This is a genomic window from Cetobacterium sp. (genome assembly GCF_051653945.1).
Taxonomy (GTDB): domain Bacteria; phylum Fusobacteriota; class Fusobacteriia; order Fusobacteriales; family Fusobacteriaceae; genus Cetobacterium_A.
Genome location: NZ_JBOFXD010000107.1, coordinates 1 through 2,454 on the forward strand (window position 1 = coordinate 1; position 2,454 = coordinate 2,454).

General features: G+C 27.5%; 3 protein-coding genes. All 3 read left to right on the forward strand.

Going from position 1 to position 2,454, the window contains the following annotated elements; genetic code table 11:
- A partial coding sequence (locus ACRC8M_RS10950) for a TraG/VirB4 family ATPase (RefSeq protein ID WP_438529154.1) occupies positions 1-1,673 on the forward strand: 1,673 nt, incomplete at its 5' end.
- A 5-nt stretch (positions 1,674-1,678) separates the two neighbouring features.
- Positions 1,679-2,224, forward strand: coding sequence for a signal peptidase I (gene lepB / locus ACRC8M_RS10955; protein WP_438529155.1), 546 nt, complete (start codon positions 1,679-1,681; stop codon positions 2,222-2,224).
- Positions 2,225-2,259: 35 nt separating this feature from the next.
- Positions 2,260-2,454 (forward strand): hypothetical protein (locus ACRC8M_RS10960; RefSeq protein WP_438529156.1); only part of this gene is annotated, 195 nt, incomplete at its 3' end.

The window sequence follows — 2,454 nt, forward strand, 5'->3', positions numbered from 1 at the left end:
TAAATGAATTTAATAAGTTAGATGTTGAGTATAGATGGGTAAGTCGTTTTATTTATATATCAAATGAAAACGCAATTAATTTAGCTCGTAAATATGAGGCAAAATCTAAGGGGAGAGCAAAAAGTGCAGGAACTGCTTATTTAGATCAGGCTACAAATACAAATGTAAACTCTGCGGATAGAGAAAAGCTGGATAGAGGACAAGAAGCTTCAGATTTACAATATGATTTAAAATCAGAGGAATTAAAAGCAGGATATTATACATTTACATTAATTTTAAAGAATGAAAATAAAGAGATATTAAAAGAACAGTTGGAAAAAATAATAACTATTCTTAATGCAAAAGGTTTTGTAGCGACTGTTGATAGAATTAATGGATTAGAAGCTTTTTTTGGAACTATGCCAGGTGATGTAGAGCATAATATAAGAAAACCAATAATAACTACTCCAAATCTATTAGATTTATTACCACTTTCATCAGATTGGAATGGAGATAAAATAAATAAACATGTAGGAAAAGAAGCACTTTTATTTTGTGAAAGTGGAGAAAGCACTTCTTTTAAATTAAATAACCATGTTGGTGATGTAGGGCATACTATGATTTTAGGTCCGACAGGATATGGAAAATCTGTTTTACTTTTAACATTAGCTTATCAATGTAGAAAATATGATGCACAAGTTATTATATTTGATAAAGGTGGTTCAAGTAGAGTCTTTACAGAAGCTGGTGGAGGGAAATTTTATGATATAGGAGAAGAACCTATTCAATTCCAACCATTAAGAGATATAGATAAAGAATCAGAATTAGAATGGGCTTATGAATGGCTATGTGATTTATTTGAAATGGAACGGGTAAATGTGAATAACACTCACAAGAATATTATTTTACAAGCATTAAAAATAGTTTCAAATAATCCTAAAGAATTGAGAACAATGTCGCAATTAAAATTACAGCTTCAAAGTCAAGAATTAAGGGATGTATTGGTAAAATATACGAATGATCCAGATAATGGATTATATGGAAATTACTTTGATAACGAAGTAGATAGTTTAACACCAGAACACGCAATACAAGTATTTGAAATGGAGCATATATTTAACTCAAAAATGTTGCAACCATTATTAAATTATTTATTCCATAAATTAGAAGTAATGATGTTTAATGGAAAATTAACTTATCTATTCTTAGATGAATGTTGGTTGATGTTAGATAATGAAAGGTTTGCAGGTAAAATTAGAGAGTGGGTAAAAGTTTTAAGAAAGAAAAATGTATCAGTTATTTTTGCAACTCAATCGCTAAAAGATGTAGAGAAATCTAAAATAAAGGACGCACTAATTGAAAGTTGTCCTTCAAAAATATTTTTACCTAATCCTTATGCTTTTACAGAGTACAGAGATTTATATATAGCTTTTGGGCTTCAAGATAAAACAATAGATATGTTATCAACTGCTAAAAAGAAAAAAGATTATCTTTACAAAGGAGAATTTGAAAAGTTCTTCCAATTAAATTTAACTCCATTAGAATTGGCATATGTAGGGTCTTCAACACCAGAAGAACAAGAAATGTGTAAAAAAATAAAAAAAGAAGTTGCAAATTTAGAAAATCCATTAGAAGAGTTTAATAAAAGATGGCTGGAATACAAAAATATAAACTTAAATGAGGAGTGGAGCTAATAAGAATGAAAAATTACAATAAATTAAAAAAATATTTTTTAATTATAATGTCTTTAATTCTAGGCACTTACTTATTAGGTGAGGTTATCGAAATAAACTTATCTCCATCAATGCCAGTAGGAATATATAGGGAATATAAGGCAATAAAAACAGATATAGAAAAAGAAGATATAGTAATATTTCCTATACCTGAAAAAGTAGAAAGTTATGTTCATGGAAGAGGATATTTACCTAAAGATATTAAAAATCTTATGAAAAGAGTAAAGGGGATAACTGGAGATAAAATTGAGATAAAGGATTACAAGTTATATATAAATGGAAAATATATAAAGAATGTGAGGAAATTAGATTCTTTAGGAATGAAGCTACCAGAAGTAAATGGACAAAGTTTTACAGTTAAAGAAAATGAACTTTTTGTTCTTGGTGATGAAGAGAATAGCTTTGACAGCTTATATTTTGGTGTTATTCAGAGAGAAGATGTTACAAAAAAAGCAAACTATTTATTTGTAAAAGAGATAACAATAAAAAATCAAAGCACAGCCTTAAATTAGGGCTGTGTTTTTAAATATTTGGAGGATAATTTATTATGTACTTAAAAAAAAATCAAAAGATTAATACATTGATACTAGCTATATTTTTATTAACTGGAGCAATAAGTTTTGGTGAAGAAATACCAGAAGAGAAATTAATAAATATTATGGAGACCGAGCTAATAAATGAAAATTTTGAAGATATATCACAAGCATATGAAAAAGCTAAAGGTATATATTTAAATCAAATT